Annotated in this window: 17 protein-coding genes; 1 reads left to right on the forward strand and 16 read right to left on the reverse strand. The window is 46.0% G+C overall.

Annotation, left to right across the window (positions count from 1 at the left end):
* Window positions 1–85: 85 nt before the first annotated feature.
* The 16 genes from Xbed_RS06450 to greB all read right to left on the reverse strand — a co-directional run bounded on the left by Xbed_RS06450 (window position 86) and on the right by greB (window position 13,515).
* A complete protein-coding gene (locus Xbed_RS06450) occupies window positions 86–775 on the reverse strand; it encodes a hypothetical protein (RefSeq protein ID WP_086112099.1) in 690 nt (229 codons plus the stop codon).
* A 49-nt stretch (window positions 776–824) separates the two neighbouring features.
* Entirely contained in the window at window positions 825–1,835 is a 1,011-nt protein-coding gene (ssp4, locus tag Xbed_RS06455; protein ID WP_086112100.1) for an Ssp4 family T6SS effector, read from the reverse strand.
* 56 nt (window positions 1,836–1,891) lie between these two features.
* The gene (locus tag Xbed_RS06460; RefSeq protein WP_086112101.1) at window positions 1,892–2,371 is read right to left on the reverse strand and encodes an Hcp family type VI secretion system effector; all 480 of its coding nucleotides are present in this window, start codon (window positions 2,369–2,371) and stop codon (window positions 1,892–1,894) included.
* Between the two features lie 121 nt (window positions 2,372–2,492).
* Window positions 2,493–3,209: a hypothetical protein gene (locus Xbed_RS06465; protein ID WP_244182419.1), complete on the reverse strand. Its 717-nt coding sequence runs from the start codon at window positions 3,207–3,209 to the stop codon at window positions 2,493–2,495.
* Window positions 3,199–3,444, reverse strand: a complete 246-nt coding sequence (gene tssD / locus Xbed_RS20490) for a type VI secretion system tube protein TssD (protein ID WP_139837463.1) — start codon at window positions 3,442–3,444, stop codon at window positions 3,199–3,201. Before tssD ends, Xbed_RS06465 begins: the two co-directional genes overlap by 11 nt.
* Before the next feature lie 173 nt (window positions 3,445–3,617).
* Entirely contained in the window at window positions 3,618–4,361 is a 744-nt protein-coding gene (locus tag Xbed_RS06475; RefSeq protein ID WP_086112102.1) for an amino acid ABC transporter permease, read from the reverse strand.
* 1 nt (window position 4,362) lies between these two features.
* Complete coding sequence (locus tag Xbed_RS06480; RefSeq protein ID WP_086112103.1) at window positions 4,363–5,100, reverse strand: amino acid ABC transporter permease; 738 nt, start codon at window positions 5,098–5,100, stop codon at window positions 4,363–4,365.
* Between the two features lie 128 nt (window positions 5,101–5,228).
* Window positions 5,229–6,077, reverse strand: a complete 849-nt coding sequence (locus Xbed_RS06485) for an ABC transporter substrate-binding protein (RefSeq protein ID WP_086112104.1) — start codon at window positions 6,075–6,077, stop codon at window positions 5,229–5,231.
* A gap of 171 nt (window positions 6,078–6,248) precedes the next feature.
* Window positions 6,249–6,965, reverse strand: coding sequence for a phosphate signaling complex protein PhoU (phoU, locus tag Xbed_RS06490; RefSeq protein WP_086112105.1), 717 nt, complete (start codon window positions 6,963–6,965; stop codon window positions 6,249–6,251).
* A gap of 18 nt (window positions 6,966–6,983) precedes the next feature.
* Window positions 6,984–7,757, reverse strand: coding sequence for a phosphate ABC transporter ATP-binding protein PstB (gene pstB, locus Xbed_RS06495; protein ID WP_086112207.1), 774 nt, complete (start codon window positions 7,755–7,757; stop codon window positions 6,984–6,986).
* Between the two features lie 109 nt (window positions 7,758–7,866).
* Window positions 7,867–8,775: a phosphate ABC transporter permease PstA gene (gene pstA, locus Xbed_RS06500; protein WP_422641380.1), complete on the reverse strand. Its 909-nt coding sequence runs from the start codon at window positions 8,773–8,775 to the stop codon at window positions 7,867–7,869.
* Window position 8,776: 1 nt separating this feature from the next.
* The gene (gene pstC, locus Xbed_RS06505) at window positions 8,777–9,751 is read right to left on the reverse strand and encodes a phosphate ABC transporter permease PstC (protein ID WP_086112106.1); all 975 of its coding nucleotides are present in this window, start codon (window positions 9,749–9,751) and stop codon (window positions 8,777–8,779) included.
* A gap of 52 nt (window positions 9,752–9,803) precedes the next feature.
* Window positions 9,804–10,844: a phosphate ABC transporter substrate-binding protein PstS gene (gene pstS, locus Xbed_RS06510; protein ID WP_086112107.1), complete on the reverse strand. Its 1,041-nt coding sequence runs from the start codon at window positions 10,842–10,844 to the stop codon at window positions 9,804–9,806.
* Window positions 10,845–11,026: 182 nt separating this feature from the next.
* Window positions 11,027–12,064, reverse strand: coding sequence for an ATP-binding protein (locus Xbed_RS06515; RefSeq protein WP_086112108.1), 1,038 nt, complete (start codon window positions 12,062–12,064; stop codon window positions 11,027–11,029).
* Window positions 12,061–12,780: an osmolarity response regulator transcription factor OmpR gene (gene ompR / locus Xbed_RS06520; protein WP_086112109.1), complete on the reverse strand. Its 720-nt coding sequence runs from the start codon at window positions 12,778–12,780 to the stop codon at window positions 12,061–12,063. Before ompR ends, Xbed_RS06515 begins: the two co-directional genes overlap by 4 nt.
* 252 nt (window positions 12,781–13,032) lie before the next feature.
* Window positions 13,033–13,515, reverse strand: a complete 483-nt coding sequence (gene greB, locus Xbed_RS06525; protein WP_086112110.1) for a transcription elongation factor GreB — start codon at window positions 13,513–13,515, stop codon at window positions 13,033–13,035.
* Window positions 13,516–13,765: 250 nt separating this feature from the next.
* On the opposite strand from greB, the gene Xbed_RS06530 reads away from it, so the two are divergent.
* Entirely contained in the window at window positions 13,766–16,117 is a 2,352-nt protein-coding gene (locus Xbed_RS06530; RefSeq protein ID WP_086112111.1) for a Tex family protein, read from the forward strand.
* The last annotated feature ends 158 nt before the right edge of the window (window positions 16,118–16,275 follow it).

Consider the following 16,275-nt stretch of genomic DNA (forward strand, 5'->3'; position numbering starts at 1 on the left):
TCTGTATACAGAAAAGGAAAGCGTCATTAATAATCTGGAAAATTAAGGGACAAGCTGACATGCTTGTTCCCTGATTTATTCGTTGTTATTTCTCAACCGACTGCCTTGCTCTTTTTTTGTCCTTTATGCTTTTACGTTTTTTCAACTTCATCATTCTTGAATATTCTCTAAATTGTTTCTTATTAAATCCTTTTATTTTATCTAACTCTCTATTTTCCATAAGAATTGCAATCCGGTAGTGCATACATGCCAATATGAAATCAGTATAATAACGGCCATTTAATGTTTTTTTTACAATCAAACAACATAAAGCGATAAAAATAAAATAAGCGGAGGAAATATTAGATATATTCTCAGAACAAGCAATTAATAAACTAGAGAAAAACACCAGATAATTTAAATAATTCTGTATGACCGAACCATAATAATAGCCTTTTGAGATAAATCCGACCTGCAAAAGTGAAGTTAACCCAATAATAATCAATGTTACAATAAAGAAAATAGCGCTTATTTTATTGGTTGGGTTTTGTATAAGTAATTCAGGTAAAACAGCGGCTGCACTAGAAAAAAAAGCTATATAAATCATAATAATAAAAGATATCACAATCCTTATCTTACACTTACCTGGATAACAAAAATATTTCTTATAGTCTCGACCCCCCAGTATAATATTTTCCAATACAGGATCATTGTTCTTTATCTTCTTTTCCAACTCTTTGCTTTTATAAAAGAGTTTTCTTAAACCAATATCAAAAATAAATTCTTTTATGCTCATAGAGTTTTCTATATATCCACAATTAACATAACCCGTTATAATTTTAAAATCAATAGATTGCTGGTTTTTCGTAAGCGATGGAATAAATAGCACCTATAATATAATTACCTGATTTTAATGTATTTTCTGGAGTGCGAATTGTTCCTGTCATTCCACTGCCCACAAATCCACCACCTGCGATAAGTGAATCTTTAAGGTGATTTCGCAATGTATTTTGTATTCCTTCTGTAGGGTAACGCTTAATATATTTACCTTGCTCCATGGCTTTTTTTATTGCCTTATTAGATATTCCTGGGTTGTTATGTCGCATAATTTCTTCTGTTAACCGTTTTCTTTCATGTCTTGGCATACTTTTCAGCCATTCTGATGCCTTACGGGGAGAAGTAGACTTCATGATCTTATACGTATGATAGGCTTCTTTTAATGCCGCAGATCCAGAAGCCAAAGAGGTTATATCTAATATTGTGGAAGTCATCACATACCAATCTTGTGAATCGAGCCAAGCTATATGCTCTACCCCTTCATCTCCTTTGGCAGTCAGTTGGTAAATTCTGTATGCTCCATTTCCACATTGGGCAACAGTGGCAACCAACCCACTATAAGCTAAAATGACACCAGCTGTACTTCCACCTCCGGTAAATGGCACTAAGACACCTGATACACTCCCTCCCACTATAGATGCCACAGCCCCACCACACGAAAGCGCCGTAGAGCCAATTTCCAACATCAAATTGGGTTCTGAAACGGTTGTTTTCAGTTCTGCCTCTGGATTAGCACCGGCTTCAAGATTAAAGATAATAATATGAGTTAATTCAGAAGAAACCGGGGTTCCGCGTCTCTTTGATGGCCTGACCAAATAACGCTTAAATAAGCCATCCGAATAAATAATGCCGGCACCATAGAAATCACGGTGGCAATCCAATGCATCAGCAATAGCCTGAAAATTTATAGCGGCAGCACCCTGATGTAGGGAACCAAGCATTTTGGCATGCTGAAAATTCGGCAGCTTATTTTCATCAAACTCATTCCTTAGTTGTGATGTCAAACTTTCAAATCGCATTTTGATTACCACCTGTGATTGTTATTTTATCTATTGTTCCAAGGTCACTTAGATGATCAGTAAACCGTCTCGTCCCAGACACAATATCCTGAAGTGCCCGCCACATGATGCTGACAAACAATATCTTTATATCTGACGGCAACAACTTCTTCGGGTTGCTGATCATGGTGGTTGATTGAATGTGGATACTGTACATTTAAATTTAATAATTTCGCATGGCGCAAATTCACTGAATAAAAACGCTCTTGACCACCGACTTGCGATGTCCAATAAAAATCAAACATCAGGTCAAGCTCCTCGTTATTTGAAATTGCCATCATTAATAACGGGGAGGATTTATCTAAAGGCTTTACAAATTTAACCGGTTGATGGGAAACGTTTTGTGCACGGGAAATGCCATGATTAAATTGTAATACAAAAATCTGATCTTCATGCCCCATCTGGAATTTATTACCAATAGAGTACAATGTAGAACAGCCTTGGGAAATCAACCCTTGGTTTTTTCCTTTGATTGTCACGTAAATCGAATTCGCCATATTCTGTTAATCCAAGTTTCATTATTGTTTTCTTACTTTACCCTTTGTTGTTATAGCAGGAGGCTAGAGCAAAAAACACCCGATAAATCTTAAAAAACAGCACCAATCACAGAAATAAATTTTATTTTTTAGATTTTTTTATCTCTCTTATATACCGGCGTTTCTGAGATTTAAGCTCTTTCGCATATGTCTTGGCTTGTTTTTTATTCATACTGATTATTTCTTTCATATCTTCATTTAATAATACATGTGTTATTTTGAAATACTTCATTTTGATTATAGAATCAAAAAAAAGAGGGTTATTCATAATGAATTTTATCAGCAAGGAAATAAATATCATCAATAGATAACATAACATATGCAAGAATGAATCAGTAGGATTAGAAATCAGTAACAAAATACCCATGACCAATGTAATTTGATATAAAGTACGATGTATATAAATCCCTCTTATATCTCCTCGACCTAAAAACAAATAACCCAAAAAAACAGACAAGGATGATATAAAAAACACCAACAATATACATGAAATGACTATTGATTTATTAAACCCATAATTCACAAGATAATAAATAAAAAAAGCCATAAGCATTGAAGATGATAAGACTAAACTAAAAGCTATCACTCCCAGATTAAAGGACATCTTTGTCGTCATAGGGTTAAAATGATATCTAGATTGTTTATAGCCAATATCTTCTTTCAATGATGGATCATCCACCTTTAACTTATGATCTAAATTAATCATTTCAGTTAAAAGTGCATTCAACCGATTATTATATATAAACTCTTTTATTTTCATACCCTTACCAATCGTTTCATTCTTTTCATTAGTTTCCATTTGAAATATAACCTGCAGGTTTTTCGACAGAGAAAGAATAAATTACACCAATGACATAATTTCCTGATTTAGATATGTTTTCAGGATTTCTAATGACTCCGCTCATCCCACTACCTAAAATCTGATCTTCATGCCCCATCTGGAATTTATTACCAATAGAGTCCAATGTAGAACAGCCTTGGGAAATCAACCCTTGGTTTTTTCCTTTGATTGTCACGTAAATCGAGTTAGCCATATTTTATTAATCCTTTATCATTGTTATCTTATTTTATTTCTGATTGTTATAGCAGGAATTTTGATCGGAAAAATATCAGCTAAATCCTAAAACAGGTTGCTTCAATAAAAAAATTCCCCACTTCTCAGCAGGGAATGAATACAACAACAAAAATATCTGCCAGGTTTCAGATATTAACTTTGTGGAAGCCTATTCAAGGTTTTTTTGCGCCAGAATCCGAAAATCGCGCTCTTTTCACGTCTCACCGAGAAACGGCGGGCAAGGTTATTGGCGACTAATTCCAATGATAAACACATCACAAAATAAACCAGCGCAATAAATAAAAAGACTTCCATTGGATAAACCATGCTGCGGTTATTCACTTGGGTTGCCAAAAATGATAATTCCGCCACGCCGACAATATAGGCCAATGAGGTATCTTTAATTAACGCAATCCATTGATTGATAAATGAAGGCACCATCATGCGCAATGCTTGTGGCAAAACGATATACCACAAGACTTCCCAGCGATTAAGCCCCAGTGACAGTCCCGCGCGCCATTGGCCTTCACCAATGGCTAAAATGCCCGCTTTTACGCCGTGCGCCAAATAAGCTGAGGTAATCAACGCCAGCGCACAAACAACAGTGGTAATTTCGGGAATTTCCATCCCCAATATCACCGGAAGAAGAAAGTATGTCCAGAAAATCAACATGATAACTGGAATGGCGCGGAAAAATCCCAACACCGCCGCCAACAGATTGACCCAGGATCCACGCAGCATCGCCAGTGCAATGCCGCCCAAGATGCCCAGTACGATGGAAATTCCCCCTGCCATCATGCTGATTGCCAGCGTTAATGCCGCGCCTTCCAATGGCCCATCGGGGAAGGTTCCCAATAGCAAATAACGCCAGTTTTCTGCAATAACGGTAAAATCCATTTCAGTATCCCCTCGCTAATGTTTTCTGCTGACGCCACTGTCCCCAACCTTCCATCACGGCAATAATGGCAATGTAAAGCACCGTCGCGACACCAAATGCCTCAAAGGTTTGCAGGGTTTGGGTTTCTACCTGGCGGGAAGCATAGGACAGTTCGGCCACGCCAATCGCCATCGTTAATGACGAGTTTTTGACGATATTCATGTATTGCCCCAACAACGGTGGCATGGCGATTTTCAGCGCCTGTGGCAGTACAACATGCCGCATGGCCTGCCAACCCGTCAGCCCTAACGCATGGGCGGCATATTTCTGTCCTCGCCCGACGCCCTGAATGCCCGCCCGCAGCTCTTCTGCAACAAAAGGGGCGGAATAGAGGGTCAGGCCGATAAATCCGGCTAGAAACTCAAAGGATGGCCATGCCAGCGTGATGCCGAACATCGTGGTGTCATGGGGCGTGTTCAGCCACATCATCGCCTCTTGCGGCAAAATCTGACCCGAGGCGAAGTACCAGAAAAACAGTTGTACCAGCAGGGGCGTGTTGCGAAATACGCTCGTATAAATTGTCACCAGCCAGCACAGCGGTTTAATTTGGCTATCCCGCACCGCAGCAATCACGAAGCCCAATAAGGTAGAGGACGCAATGGCACAGGCAGAGAGCCACAAGGTGATCAAAAAACCCTGCCAGAGCCATCGCAGATATTCAGGAGCCAGTAAGTACTCGGTAATAAATTGCTCAAACATACTATTCACCGCATTCGCCGCATAAAAAGTCACTGCATAAAAAGTTACTGCATAAATAAGCAGTAAAGCCCCGCATTACGGGGCTAACGTCAAACTTTATTGCCTCATCCGCTATTTCCTGAACAGCGTTACAGCTTTGCCTGACTCGCTAATGGCGCGAATTTAAAATCACCTCGCGGCTGGGCAGATTTGGTTTCAGGGCCAAACCAGCGGTTGTAGATTTTCTCCGCCTCACCGTCTTTTTCCAGTTTCAGTAAGGTTTGGTTCACCGCTTCAATCAGTCGCCCTTCCCCTTTGGTCACCGCTACCGCCTGATATTCGCGAGTAATGCTGAAGGGTGAAATTTCAAAGTCGGCTTTCTGGGCTTCCGGGACGTTTGCCAGCAAGCCAACCAACTTCGCATCATCCTGCGTAATCGCCTGCACATTGCCATTTCTCAACGCAGCAAATGCCAGCGGTGTATCGTCATAAGAGATGACTTTTGTTGTCGGGTAACGATCACGCAGGGTAATTTCCTGCACGGTGCCTTTGTCTGCACCAATACGCAGTTTGGCAATATCGTCAGGGTGGGTCAGAACCCCTTTGCGGGCAATGAATTTCTGGCCGGTCGCAAAATAAGGAATAGAAAAATCGACTTGCTTGGCGCGTTCATCCGTCACCGTAAAATTAGCGGCGATGAGGTCAATTTTTTTGGAAGAAAGCAGAGGAATGCGGTTTGCCGGGTTTGTCGGGCGCAGTTCCAGTTTCACCCCCAAATCACTGGCGATGGCATGGGCAATATCCACATCATAGCCGGCCAGTTTTTTCGTCTGGGGATCGATAAAACCAAAGGGTGGGTTACTGTCAAAGACGGCAATGCGTACCGTGCCCACTTTTTTAATGTCATCAAGTTTATCTGCCTTTGCCACACCAGAAACCAGTGCCAGACTGGTCAGCAGTGCCGTCACCACTACGCGGGATTGATTGCGCACTTTCATTGAACACCCCTTCATTGAATACCCTGTTGATTATTAATTTTTATATGACCAACAAAAGCTATCAATTTAGGTATAGCACATGAAATAATATAAAATGCTATATTTATATCTATTTGGAATATTAAAAAAGGAAGCGCCAATAGGAAATATCGGCGCGTCAACCCGTTAAAATCATTCTTCTTTGGTAAGCAATTTTTCCAGTTGATCACCACCCACGTGGCGGAAGTCCTGCCCCTTCACATAATAAAAGATAAATTCACAAATATTCTGGCAACGATCGCCAATACGCTCAATGGAGCGGGCACAGAAAAGTGCGGTCATGACATTCGGGATCGTTCTGGGGTCTTCCATCATATAAGTCATTAACTGGCGGACAATACCTTCGTATTCCTGATCGACTTTTTTATCTTCACGGTAGATGCGGATAGCTTCTTCTAAATCCATCCGGGCGAACGCATCCAGTACATCGTGCAACATTTGGATAGCATGACGCCCCAATGATTCCAGACTGACCAATAAAGATTGCTGTTGATGTGAAAATTTCTCAAGCGCGGTTTGGCAGATTTTATCGGCAACATCCCCAATACGTTCCAGCTCTGCAATCGTCTTTGAGATGACCATAATCAGACGCAAGTCACTGGCCGTCGGTTGGCGTTTTGCAATGATGCGGACGCAGGCTTCATCGATCGCCACTTCCATCATGTTGACCTTCTGATCATCCTCAATCACTTGCCGCGCCAGCGTTTCGTCCTGATTGTGCATCGCCAGGATCGCTTTACTGAGCTGTTCTTCCACCAGCCCACCCATGGTCATCAATTCAGTACGGATATGTTCCAGTTCAGCGTTAAACTGACCGGAGATGTGTTTGCTGATATTCAGATTGTCCATCTTGTGCTATCCCCCGTATCAGCCATAACGGCCGGTAATGTAATCTTCGGTCTGCTTCATCTTGGGTGTGGTGAACAGCCTGTCAGTGTCACTGAATTCAATCAGTTCACCAAGGTACATAAATGCGGTGTAATCAGAGCAGCGAGCGGCCTGCTGCATGTTATGCGTGACAATCACGACGGTGTATTCCGATTTCAACTCACTAATCAGCTCTTCAATGCGTCCGGTAGAGATGGGATCGAGTGCGGAACAAGGCTCATCCAGCAATAAAACTTCCGGGCGAATGGCGATACCACGGGCGATGCACAGGCGTTGCTGCTGACCACCGGAAAGACTATACCCACTCTGATGTAATTTATCTTTGGTTTCGTTCCACAATGCCGCTTTTGTCAGTGCCCATTGGACCCGCTCATCCATTTCAGCCCTGGACAGCTTCTCAAACAGGCGCACCCCAAAAGCAATATTGTCGTAAATTGACATCGGGAATGGCGTCGGCTTCTGGAATACCATGCCCACTTTGGCACGCAGCAAGGCGACATCTTGCTTGTCCATCAAGATATTGGTGCCATCCAGAATAATTTCACCTTCGGTCCGCTGCTCACCATACAGTTCATACATTTTGTTGAACGTTCGCAGCAAGGTGGATTTTCCACACCCCGACGGCCCGATGAATGCCGTGACTTTGTTTTGTGCAATATCCAGTGTGATGTTTTTCAGCGCGTGAAAGTTGCCGTAATAGAAGTTCAGATCACGTACCTGAATTTTGCTTTCTGCAATTTTATTTACCGCCATCTTCTTGACTGCCATTCTGTTGACTGCAATGTCATTAGCCTTATTCATCAGTGCTTCTCTTTACCCATATGAAATGTTAGTACGTCTATTCGTACTTTTAGTACTTCTTCTAGTACTTCTTCTTCGCAAACAGCACACGCGCCACAATGTTAATCAGCAGTACGCACAAGGTGATCAGTAATACCCCCGCCCATGCCAATTGTTGCCAGTCAGAGAAGGGACTCATGGCAAATTTGAAGATGGTGACAGGCAGGTTCGCAATCGGCTGGCTGAGATCCGTACTCCAGAACTGATTGGAGAGGGAAGTAAACAGTAGCGGGGCGGTTTCACCGGCAATACGGGCAATCGCCAGCAGTATCCCGGTCATAATGCCCGATACTGACGCTTTCAACGTAATGGCAGAGATCATTTTCCATTTCGGTGTCCCCAGTGCATAAGCCGCTTCACGCAGATTATCCGGCACCAGTTTCAGCATGTTCTCTGTCGTGCGGATCACAATGGGGATTTGTAACAGCGCCAAGGCGATCACTCCGGCCCAGCCTGAGAAATGTTGTACTTTCGCCACCACCACCGTATAGACGAACAAACCAACAACAATGGAAGGTGCCGAGAGCAGGATGTCATTGATAAAGCGGATGATCTCTGCCAGCCATGAGCGACGGCCATATTCCGCCAGATAGACTCCCGCCATAATGCCCAATGGCGTGCCGAACACCGTCGCCCAGAAGATCAGCAATCCACTGCCGACGATGGCATTTGCCAACCCGCCCCCTGCGGTATTGGGCGGGGGCGTCATTTCGGTAAACAACGCCAGCGACATACCATCAATGCCTTTAGTGACGGTAGAGAATAAGATCCAAATCAGCCAGAACAGACCAAACGCCATGGTTGCCATAGATAGCATCAATGCCATGCGGTTCTTTTGGCGACGCCATGACTGCATACGGCGGCGGCTTTTCATATCCGCTTCATTGACAGAGCCACTCCCTTGTGGCGGTGGGTTATTGGTGGTTTTCATCTCAGCGCCCCTCATTTTTTGCCAGACGCATAATCATCAATTTTGACAATGCCAACACAATAAACGTGATCACAAATAAGATCAGTCCCAACTCCATCAAGGCTGCGGTATGCAGGCCAGACTCAGCCTCGGCGAATTCATTTGCCAGCGCAGAAGTGATGCTGTTCCCCGGCAGGTACAAAGACAAACTGTCAAGCTGATAGGTGTTGCCGATGATAAAGGTGACCGCCATCGTTTCCCCCAATGCCCGGCCAAGCCCCAACATGACACCGCCAATCACACCGTTCTTGGTATAAGGCAAGACGATATGCCAAATTACTTCCCAGGTCGTACAGCCTATGCCGTAGGCTGATTCTTTCATCATCACGGGCGTTTGCTCAAACACATCACGCATGACAGACGCAATATAGGGGATCACCATGATGGCAAGAATGACGCCCGCTGCCAGAATGCCAATACCAAAGGCCGGGCCGGAAAACAGTTCGCCCACGATGGGGATGCTTGATAACACATCGCCAACCGGTTGCTGGAAATAGGTGGCAAACAGGGGCGCGAAGACAAACAGCCCCCACATGCCATAAACGATACTGGGGATCGCAGCCAACAGCTCAATCGCCACGCCCAATGGACGTTTCAGCCAATTCGGTGCCAGTTCCGTCAGAAACAGGGCGATACCAAAGCTGACCGGAACCGCAATAATCAGGGCAATCAATGATGTCATCAATGTGCCATAAATCGGCACCAGTGCACCAAACTGCCCTGCGGGAGCATCCCAATCTTTGTTCCACAGAAACGAAAAACCGAATGTTTTTATACTTGGCCAAGAGGCAATGATCAGCGAAATGATGATGCCCCCCAGCAGGAGTAAAGTCAGTATCGCGGCCAATCTCACCAGCGCACTGAAAATGATGTCGCCATTTTTGCTTGGTGCTTTCAATTTACTTGGTATTTTCAATGCCGTTTGACGTTCGGCCATACGCTTGATTCTCATTTTGGGTTATATCCCCCTCGAAAGGGGGAAGTATTTATCAATATAACGGCTTGCCACTGCTGTCTTTGATGTTGCTCTTCCAAGCGGCCCGCACTTGACTGACGACTTCTTTCGGCAGAGCGGCATAATCCAGATCTTTCGCCTGTTTTTTACCTTTGTCATACGCCCAATCGAAGAATTTCAGCACTTCGGCACCATTGGCAGCATTGACCTGTTTTTTATGCACAAGAATGAAAGTCGTGGAGGTAATTGGCCACGCGTTGTCACCTTTCTGGTTTGTCAGATCCTGAGCGAAGCTGCGGCTCCAATCTGCACCTTTTGCTGCCGCACTGAAGTTCTCTGCCGTAGGCGCGACGACCGAGCCGTCCGCTGAAACCAGTTTGGTGTAAGCGAGATTGTTCTGCTTGGCGTAAGCGTATTCAACGTAACCAATCGAACCCGGCAGACGTTGAACAAATGCGGCGATGCCATCGTTGCCTTTGCCCCCCAACCCCGTTGGCCATTTGACGGTTGATCCCACACCCACTTTGTTTTTCCAATCGGGGTTAACTTTAGACAGGTAGCTGGTGAAAACGTAAGACGTCCCTGAACCATCCGCACGCCGCACCACGGCAATGTTCTGATCCGGTAATTTGAGGTCTGGATTCAGCTTTGTAATGGCCGGATCATTCCATTTCTTGATATTGCCCAGATAGATGTCACCGAGGGTTTTGCCATCCAGAATCAACTGACCCGATTTGACGCCGGAAATGTTCACCGCCAGTACAATCCCGCCGATCACGGTTGGAAACTGGAATAAGCCATCTGTCGCCAATTTTTCATCCGACAGTGGCGCATCGGAGGCACCAAAATCAACGGTATTGGCGATAATCTGCTTAACGCCGCCTGAAGAGCCGATGCCTTGGTAATTGATTTTGCCGCCCGTTTCTTTTTGATAAGAATCCGCCCACTGGGTATATATCGGTGCGGGAAATGTTGCACCTGCCCCCGTCAAACTAGCGGCCGCAAATGAAGACACGGATGTCATGGCAAATACGGTTGCCATGATGCTGGCCACGGTGGTACGCATTGATTTCATACTCCCTCCTGCTGGGATACGCATCATTACCAACAATCTGGTTTTTAGGTTAAGAAATGGATCAGGTAGGAAAATAGGTGAATTCAATGACAGGAAAATGTATTAATTATGACATTTTTATGACAGGCCGTTTTCAGAAGATAATTGCTTTTTATTCAAGGGCTTTTTATTCAAGGAGCATTTTATTCAAAGGACTTTTTATTTAACGGAACGTAGGCACGAATGGATAGCCCCTGTTTTTCATTGTTTCCCTCTGTACCTCCCACGTCGATATATCCTCCGTGCAGATCAATGATGCGGTGAATAATAGCCAGCCCCAGACCCACACCGCCATGATTGCGCTGATGACGAACCTGCTCCCCCTGCATGAAAGGCTGAAATAAGGTGGCGGTTTCTTCTTGCGTCATACCTTTACCGTTATCCTCCACCTGAAACCAGCCAAATTTTTCTGTTGAACCACTGCTGATTCGGATCCATCCATCACCATAACGTTGGGCATTCGTCAACATATTGACCAGCACGCGCTGAATGGAAAGTGGATTGGCCTGGATAAAAATCGGCTGGGAAGATAAGTTATTTTCGATATCTGCCGCGCAAGGCGGTTTTTTTTCGATGCCCGTTTTTTCGATAACGGCTGCAAGCAGCGCATTCAATTCACAGCATACCATCGGTACATCTTGTCCCGACCGCTGATAATCAATGAACTGATCAATAATGGCATTGCATTCTTCAATGTCCCGATGGATGGATTTCGTCAGAAAATCCTCTTTCCCCTCCAACATTTCCATCGCCAGCCGAATACGGGTCAGAGGGGCGCGCAAGTCATGACTCACGCCGGCTATCAATACCGCCCGCACACTTTCCTGTGATTTCAGCTCCGTTGATGCCTGATTAAAGGCTTTAATCAGCGAACGTAGGGCGGGCGCTCCCTTTTCCGGCAATGGCGCAACCCTCCTTTTCCCTTTTCCCATCTCCACAGCGGCTTGTTGCATGGCTTTGAGTGATTGTTTCTGGATATGGAGATATCGCCAGAACACCACAAAGACTGACAATGCCGCCGTAAAAACGCCGGTAAGGATATAAGGAAACACCTCGCTGAATGAGAGTTTTTCCAACGTAGCCAGCAACCGGGCGACCAGATAACTGACCAGCAGGCAGCCCAGCGACAAAGACAAAATAGGGGGAAATAAGGCGAGCAGCGAAAGCCAAAACCTTTTCATACCTTGCTTCCATCAGGCACAAAAACGTATCCCAATCCCCAAACCGTCTGGATATAGCGGGGATGAGCCGGCTCTTCTTCAATCAATCGACGCAGACGGGAAATTTGTACATCAATGGAGCGCTCCATTGCGCCATATTCCCGTCCACGCGCCAGACTCATCAGTTTATCCCGTGATAATGGCTCACGAGGATGGGAAACCAGGACTTTCAGTACGGAAAATTCTCCGCTGGTCAAAGGCAACAATTCATCCTGATGGAACATTTCACGTGTTCCGAGATCAAGTTTAAATTTTCCAAACTTAATGATCGCATCATCCGCTGTCGGTGCTCCCGGCAATTCATTGGTCTGGCGGCGCAGGACAGCGCGCATACGTGCCAGCAATTCACGAGGGTTAAAAGGCTTGGCGAGATAGTCATCAGCGCCGATTTCAAGGCCAACAATGCGATCAACCTCTTCCCCTTTTGCGGAAACCATGATGATCGGAATCGGATTATTCTGGCTTCTCAATCTTCGGCAGACAGATAATCCATCTTCGCCCGGTAACATCAAATCCAAAACAATCAACTGAATAGACTCTCTGGTCAACAATCGATCCATCTGTTCTGCATTTGCTGCGCTACGAACTTGAAATCCCTGCTCAGATAAATAACGCTCCAATAACACTCTTAAGCGCATATCATCATCAACAACAAGGATCTTATAACTCTCTTGCATGTTTCAGCTCCCAAGATGCTCCATGCCCGCAATATCCATGACTCTCACAGAAAACCCATAAATAGATATACTCGTCGTCTTTCTAACTGCTGCTTTTTTGGCTGCATTTTGAAGTCCATTGGGTATAGAAACTAATTGCATGTATTTTAAGGCCATTAATGACATTGACAATAATTGCTTATGGTTAGGTTTTCTCTCCCTGTTCTCCTCTTTGCCTCACCGAGTCAGTGCGATTTATGCTAAAAGTGTGATTTACGCCAAAGGCTGGTAGCTGATTTTCAGTATCCAGTATGTCGCAATGCCATTGGGCGTCATGACGGTCACCTCATCATCCGTCTGCTTGCCAAGCAACGCCCTTGCCACTGGAGAGTCAATGGAAATCCACTTCTTGGCCGGGTCAAATTCATCCGACCCCACCAGCCGAAAAATATGTTCTTCTTCATTTTCGTTTTCGACTTTCACCCATGCCCCGAAAAAGACTCTTCCTTCTTGTCGTGGGTCTGGGTCGACAATTTGCAGCACATCCAGACGCTTGGACAAGAACCGCACTCGACGGTCAATTTCCCTTAACCTTTTTTTACCATAAATGTACTCTGCGTTCTCCGAACGATCCCCCAATGCAGCCGCATCTGAAACAGCCTGAGTGACGTTAGGTCGTTCAACTTTCCAGAGATATTTCAGTTCCTGATCAAGCGCGTGCCAACCTTCTCTGGTGATGTAGTTACTCTTGGCCATGAAAAAACTCACTTGAGAAAAGATGATTAATGGCGGAGTACTATATCTCAACCCAGAAGATATTCGATGAATTCTGTCGCAACATGACCTAAATAACGCGCTAAACTGGAAATTATCGCGCTCAGCACGTATAAATGGAGCCATTTGAACCATGCCGATATTGTTTCAGATGAAATTTGATCCGATCCGGCTCTGCCTGATGATATCCAATGATATCTACAGGCGCTAAGAAAGTTGAAGAAAACAGACCATGAATGAATCTTTAAGTCGAATCATTGCCGGTGAGCTACAGGCTCAGCCACAGCAAGTCCTAGCTGCCATTACTCTGCTTGATGAAGGGAATACGGTTCCTTTCATCGCCCGTTACCGTAAGGAGGCCACCGGTGGCCTGGATGATACGCAGCTCCGCCAGCTCGAAAACCGCCTCGGTTATCTGCGCGAACTGTCCAGCCGTCGTCAGACTATTCTGAAATCTATTGAGGAGCAGGGAAAGTTAACCGTTGAGCTTGCTGAAGCCATTAATGCCACGCAGAGCAAAACCGAACTGGAAGACCTGTACCTGCCTTATAAGCCTAAACGCCGTACCCGTGGGCAGATTGCCATTGAAGCCGGATTAGAGCCTCTGGCCGATCTGCTGTGGCAAGATCCGCAGCAAGAGCCTGAATCGGCGGCGGTGGCCTACGTTGATGCCGACAAAGGCGTCGCGGATGCTAAGGCGGCACTGGATGGCGCGCGTTATATCCTGATGGAGCGTTTCGCCGAAGATGCCACCCTGCTGGCGAAAGTGCGTGAATATCTGTGGAAAAATGCCCATCTGGTCGCCAAAGTGACCGAAGGCAAAGAGGAAGAAGGCGCTAAATTCAGTGATTATTTCGATCATCACGAAGCTATCGCCACAGTGCCCTCTCACCGCGCCCTCGCCATGTACCGTGGACGCAATGAAGGTATCCTGCAATTGTCTCTGAATGCCGACCCTCAATTTGAGGAAGCGCCGAAAGAGAGCTATTGCGAGCAAATTATTACCGATCACCTTAATCTGCGCCTGAACAACGCACCGGCAGACCGTTGGCGCAAAGCCGTGGTGAGCTGGACATGGCGCATCAAAGTGTTGCTGCATCTGGAAACTGAACTGATGGGCACGCTGCGCGAGAAAGCCGAAGACGAAGCCATCAACGTCTTCGCCCGTAACCTGCATGACCTGCTGATGGCGGCACCGGCGGGGATGCGCGCAACGATGGGTCTGGACCCGGGCTTGCGTACCGGGGTAAAAGTCGCCGTGGTTGACGCCACCGGTAAACTTATCGCCACCGATACCATTTATCCCCACACCGGGCAGGAAAACAAAGCGGCAGCGGCTGTCGCAGCCCTGTGCACCCGGCATCAGGTCGAACTGGTCGCCATTGGCAATGGGACAGCATCCCGTGAAACAGAGCGTTTCTTTGCCAACGTCCAAAAACAGTATCCTGACGTGACCGCCCAGAAAGTGGTGGTCAGCGAAGCAGGCGCCTCAGTCTATTCTGCCTCTGAACTGGCGGCACAAGAATTCCCTGATTTGGATGTTTCCCTGCGTGGCGCGGTCTCCATCGCCCGTCGTCTGCAAGATCCGCTGGCAGAGCTGGTGAAAATCGAACCCAAATCCATTGGTGTGGGTCAGTACCAACATGATGTCAGCCAGACCCAGCTTGCCAAAAAACTGGACAACGTGGTTGAAGACTGTGTAAACGGCGTCGGCGTTGACCTGAACACCGCTTCCGTCGCTTTGCTGACACGTGTTGCCGGACTGAGCCGTTCCGTGGCCCAAAATATCGTTAACTGGCGCGACGAAAACGGTCGTTTCGGCAACCGTAACCAACTTTTGAAAGTCAGCCGTCTGGGGCCGAAAGCCTTCCTGCAATGTGCGGGCTTCCTGCGCATCAACCAAGGCGACAACCCACTGGATGCGTCAACGGTTCACCCGGAAACCTATCCGGTGGTTGAGAAGATCCTGACCACAACCGGGCAATCCCTGCCTGAACTGATGGGCAACCCTGCCAGCCTGCGCAACTTGAGCGCACAGGATTTCACGACGGAAAAATTTGGTATCCCGACTGTCACCGATATTCTGAAAGAGTTGGAAAAACCGGGCCGCGATCCCCGCCCTGAATTCAAGACAGCCACATTTGCCGATGGCGTTGAAACCATGAATGACCTGCAAACCGGCATGATTCTGGAAGGCACCGTGACCAATGTGACCAATTTCGGTGCATTCGTGGACATCGGTGTCCATCAGGATGGTTTGGTGCATATCTCTTCCCTGTCCGATCGTTTCGTGGAAAATCCCCATACGGTGGTGAAAACCGGCGATATTGTCAAAGTGAAAGTGATGGATGTTGACCTGAACCGCAAACGTATTGCACTGACCATGCGTCTTGATGAACAACCTGGTGAAACACAGGCACGCCGGGGGTCCCAAAGTGGCAACCGTCAGGAGCGCAATGACCAGAGCCGCAATCATCGCAACGGCAATGGCAGAAACCGCCCCGCTTCGCGTTCAGGGTCTGCACCTGTCACCAACAGCGCCATGAGTGATGCCTTGGCCGCTGCATTCGGTAAAAAACGTTAATTAATAAAAACGATAATTGACGTAAAATAATCCCCTGAACTGGCGTAATTGCGCCAGTTCAGGTTCAATGGAAAATAAATTCCCTTGCCGCTTCTCGCTGAAAAGACATTATTTTTTTCGGTAAAAGGATATTATTTCCCGGTAAAAAGATATTTATA

The sequence above is a fragment of the Xenorhabdus beddingii genome, from assembly GCF_002127545.1.
In the GTDB taxonomy this organism is placed as follows: Bacteria; Pseudomonadota; Gammaproteobacteria; order Enterobacterales; family Enterobacteriaceae; genus Xenorhabdus; species Xenorhabdus beddingii.